Below are 4,187 nucleotides of genomic sequence, written 5' to 3'. Positions count from 1 at the left end.
ATCTGAATATCTATTTAAATGATTTAGTACATTAAAATAATTTAATACTTCCTGTTCTGCTTTTGTAGTTGGTTTTTGCTTACTATTAATTAATGTTTTTACTTCCTCTAAGTTTAAAGGATTTCCTTCAATTGATGTGGAGTAATGTGAAGATCTAATAAGGGCATCCTGTTTTAATTTAGTATCATATAAGGGGATTATTTTTGCATTGCTGATAACTTCTTTAGCTGAAGCTATTTTTGCAATATAATTTACAATTTTATCTGTATATGTAAATTGAGGTTCAAACATAGTATCAACTTATTTTTATTAATTACTATAATATATGGGATTGATGATTAAGATATTTTTCGGTTGATGATTAATTTTTTAAAATTTTTTATATTACTTATTTTTATTATTAAAAGTATTTAATTAAAAATAAAAAATTCCTACTGGTTGATGATTAAGGTTTTTGGCTCCCACTGTTATAGAAAAGGTTTTCATTTTCAAACATGCCAGTTTCCAAAAAAATTATTTAATTATTCATAATATTGATTATATAAATGATTCTATATAAATATTTTTAAAAAATAAGAATAAATTATTGTTTAAATTTAAAATAAACTATATAAAACTATTTATAAACAAAATAAGAGTTTTATATCCATAACTATTTATGAAAAAATAATAATAAAAAGATTTATAATTTTAAAAAAACAAATATTATTATAAGAAGGGGTGAAAAGGTTTATTGCTTATTTTAATTTCAATACTTTTTTAAATTCTTAATTATAAGGGGGTAAATTATGAATGGAAGAGACAAGTGCGAACTCTTAAATGAGATCAGACAAAAAATAGCTCTCAAAAACAACATAGAATTTAACATTGAAGAGTGCACATACGAAGGCGACTGTACAGGAACCTGTCCTAAATGCGAAAGGGAACTTGAATATCTGGAAATGGAACTGAAGAAAAAACAATACAAAGGTGAAAAGATAGAATTGGAAGGAATATTCACCTTAACTGAGACAGAACCTACTGAAATTGAAAACGATACTCTTTTTTATACTTTTGGATCTCCTAATCCAGAATCTTTTTTTGATTATCTTATCGCTAAACATTTCTATGACTATGAAGATATAAAAACATGTGATTTTGAACCATCAGCTGATGAAGATGACGATGATGGTGAAGAAAAAACAATAATATATGAGCTTCAAGACGATGCAGAGGAATCCTAAAATCTCTATAAAAAATTTTATCACAAAACCATACTTCTAATTAGTTTAAATGGTTGAAACACTGATTTAAGAACGAAAAAATAAACAATTTCATTAAAAAGGGATAATTATGAATGGAAGAGACAAATGTGAACTCTTAAACGGAATCAGACAAAAAATAGCTCTCAAAAACAACATAGAATTAAACGTTGAAGAATGCACATTCGAAGGAGACTGCTCAGGAACATGTCCTAAATGTGAAAGCGAGCTTGAATATCTGGAAAATGAACTGAATAAAAAACAAGCAAATGGTGAAAAAATAGAACTGGAAGGAATATTACCCTTAGAAGAGATGGAACCAACTGAATTAACATGTGGAGACTTGTTTGTACCCTTTGGAGATTTTGGTCCTTCAAAACCTTTTGAAGAAGTGGAAGTTATTTTGGAAGAGGATAGCGAACTTTTTGAACATTTCGGATGGGGTCCAAATGATTACTCTCATAGATTTGGACAAAACATCGTTCGAAAATTTTTCTATGATGTAGATGAGGTGGAGGAGGATTTTGATGACTCCTAAAATCAATATTCTATCAATATCCCGGCTTAGAACATATACAGATGGGGATGGAATTACTTCACTTGTAATTTCTGCAGGATGTCCTTTAAGATGTGCTTATTGCCTTAATCCTAACACATGGGATGGAACACTCCAACCAAAATCCATAACAGTAGATGAATTATATGAAGAGCTGAAAAGGGACAATATTTATTTTCTATCAACTGGTGGAGGAGTATCATTTGGAGGTGGAGAACCTCTACTGCAACACGAATTCATTAAAGAGTTTATAAAAAAATACAAATCAACCAAATGGAAATTCTATCTAGAAACATCTCTATCAACTGATTTGGAATCATTAAAAGATGTAATAGACCTTATCGACTATTTTTACGTAGATTGCAAAGACATGAACAAAACCAGATATGAATTATACACCGGAGGAGATTATGACTTGTTTTTAAACAATTTAACTTATCTGAAAGATCATGTTGATGGAGATAAAATTAAAATTAGAGTTCCAAAAATTAAAGGATTGCATAAGAGATTTGAATTCGTGGAAACTGATTTAAAACTCAGAAGTATGGGATTTGAAAACATGGAACTGGTTGATTACATAGATGAAGTGGAAAAATATAAAAAAATTTCAAAAAAAGCTATTGAAAATAGAGAGAAATTTTTAGAAAAACTAAAAGAAGATGATTAGAAAAAGAGAAAAACTTAGAGAAAAATTCTCTAAGCTAATTTTAAAAAACTATATTTAAGCCCTCACCTTAATTCTCTTCTTAATAGTATCCTTAAGATAGGAAATATAAACCCTATAGGTTTTACCATATTCAGCTTCTTAATATCTTTTTCTTAAGGATAAGGTTAGCTATTCCCTTCCTATTTGTCTTTGCCTTATAGATCTTGCCATTAAACTTATTTTTTAATTTACTATTTTTAATTATCTAGAACCAATGATAAAAGATTAAATAAACCATTAATATAATTATTATTATGAACAATAATAATCAATGGAACTCAAGACTTGCATTTCTTCTCTCAATGATAGGAGCTGCAGTAGGACTAGGAAACATCTGGAGATACAGTTATGTAGTCTACACCAACGGTGGAGGAACATTCTTCATTCCATATCTTGTTGCAATATTCCTAATGGGAATTCCATTTCTCATACTTGAATACGGAATGGGATACAAGCATAAGGACTCCTATTCAAACATCGTAAAGAGCATCCATCCAAAGCTGGAGTACATGTCTTGGGCATTGATACTGATCATCTATTTTGTTGTAATATACTATCTGGTTATTGTGGCCTGGGATTTGGTATATCTTGGATCAAGCTTTAGCTTCAATTGGGGAAGCGATGCAGCATTATATTTCACAAATGTGGTTGGAGGAAGCTCAAACCTCTCTGACATGACAAGATTGCTGATACCGACAACAATATCCATGGTATTGGTATGGTTCAGCGTATGGTACATTTCACACAAGGACCTCAACGAAGGAATAGGAAAGGCATCAAAGATACTCATTCCACTGCTATTTCTATTGATGGCATTCATAATAATATATGCACTCACACTTCCAGGAGCATGGATTGGAATAACTGCACTCTTGAATCCTGACTGGAGCATGCTATGGAACGTAAACATCTGGCTTGCAGCCTTTTCACAGATCATCTTCTCTTTGAGTATGGGAGAGTCAATTTCACTTACATATGCAAGCTATCTTCCGGAAGGATCAAAGCTTACAGACAATGTGCTCCTTGTAGTCTTTGCAAACTGTGCATTTGAAGTCTGTACAGCATTCGGAATATTCTCAATACTTGGATACATGTCATTCACTTCAGGCACACCAATGGTCGAACTTGTAAGTGAGGGAACAGGACTTGTATTTGTGGTTTTCCCAAGAATATTCAATATAATGGGACCGATTGGACATCTGATAGCGCCATTATTATTCATTGCAATCCTTTTTGCAGGAATAACTTCAGCAGTAGCTGTCTTCGAACCGATGATAAACTCAACAAGCGTGAAGATGAACTGGACAAGGAGAAAAACAGTTACAGTCTTGTCAATAATAGGATGTGCATTTTCACTGCTCTTTACAACAGGAATAAGCAGCTATCTGATTGGCATTGTAGACGGATTCATAACAGAGTTCTGCATACTCTTCCTTATTCTACTGCAGAGCATAATATTCACATGGTTCTATGATATTGAAGGATTGATTCCTGTTCTCAATGAAAACAATAAGGTAAAGGTAGGAAAATGGTGGGTGATTATTCTTAAATACATCTTGCCTATATTGCTCTTAATCATGTGGGTCAGCGGAGTGTATAATATAACCATAAATTCCAGCGTATTTGAAAAAGCTGTATTCATTGTTATTGGAGTGGGTATAATTATCTTAAGTTATGTGTTCAC

General features: G+C 31.5%; 4 protein-coding genes and 1 pseudogene. 4 read left to right on the top strand and 1 reads right to left on the bottom strand.

The genetic code is table 11. The features are described from left to right. Nucleotides 1-291 (bottom strand): annotated as a pseudogene (locus ACKI67_RS01985) (Fic family protein); the annotation flags it as partial. 497 nt (nt 292-788) lie between these two features. Between ACKI67_RS01985 and ACKI67_RS01980 the strand changes: the two are divergent. The 4 genes from ACKI67_RS01980 to ACKI67_RS01965 form a co-directional block, all read left to right on the top strand. Continuing rightward, nucleotides 789-1,223 (top strand): hypothetical protein, encoded by a 435-nt coding sequence (locus tag ACKI67_RS01980; protein ID WP_407461719.1) that lies wholly within the window; start codon nt 789-791, stop codon nt 1,221-1,223. Between the two features lie 109 nt (nt 1,224-1,332). Continuing rightward, nucleotides 1,333-1,779 carry a hypothetical protein gene (locus ACKI67_RS01975; protein WP_407461718.1) on the top strand — a complete coding sequence of 149 codons (447 nt, stop codon included), beginning with the start codon at nt 1,333-1,335 and terminating at the stop codon, nt 1,777-1,779. Further along, on the top strand, nt 1,748-2,464 hold the full coding sequence (locus tag ACKI67_RS01970) for a radical SAM protein (RefSeq protein WP_407461717.1): 717 nt from the start codon (nt 1,748-1,750) through the stop codon (nt 2,462-2,464). Before ACKI67_RS01975 ends, ACKI67_RS01970 begins: the two co-directional genes overlap by 32 nt. A 293-nt stretch (nt 2,465-2,757) precedes the next feature. After that, the coding region (locus ACKI67_RS01965; RefSeq protein WP_407461716.1) for a sodium-dependent transporter at nt 2,758-4,187 on the top strand (1,430 nt) is incomplete at its 3' end.

The organism is Methanobrevibacter sp. (assembly GCF_045577275.1).
In the GTDB taxonomy this organism is placed as follows: domain Archaea; phylum Methanobacteriota; class Methanobacteria; order Methanobacteriales; family Methanobacteriaceae; genus Methanobrevibacter.
This window is presented reverse-complemented; position numbering and strand designations above follow the sequence as displayed.